Genomic DNA, 319 nt, shown 5'->3' with positions numbered 1-319 from the left:
CTTGTAGCAGCAGACCAGCGCGATCATCGTCCCGAAGAGCGCGCACTTCGCGAACGACGCGCCGAGCTCCAGCGGCGTCGCGGTCGAGAAGAACGTCGAGAAGAACGGCCCGAGCGGTGCGCCGTTCTGGACGATCACCATCACCGCGCCGATCACGCCGGCCAGGAGCGCGACGATGTCGCAGAGGATGCAGACGAGGATGATCGCGAGCACCCGCGGCACGATCAGCGCCTTCACCGGATCGATGCCCAGCACCGACAGCGCGTCGGTCTCCTCGCGCACCTGCCGCGCGCCGAGGTCCGCGCAGATCGCGGTCCCC

Annotated in this window: 1 protein-coding gene; it reads right to left on the bottom strand. The window is 69.0% G+C overall.

The window, feature by feature from the left end; genetic code table 11:
- A partial coding sequence (locus SK069_RS20175; protein ID WP_319956070.1) for an ABC transporter permease occupies window positions 1–319 on the bottom strand: 319 nt, incomplete at both ends.

The organism is Patulibacter brassicae (assembly GCF_033949425.1).
GTDB lineage: Bacteria > Actinomycetota > Thermoleophilia > Solirubrobacterales > Solirubrobacteraceae > Patulibacter > Patulibacter brassicae.
The sequence above is the reverse complement of the archived record's forward strand: the minus strand, read 5'-3'. Positions and strand labels throughout refer to the sequence as shown.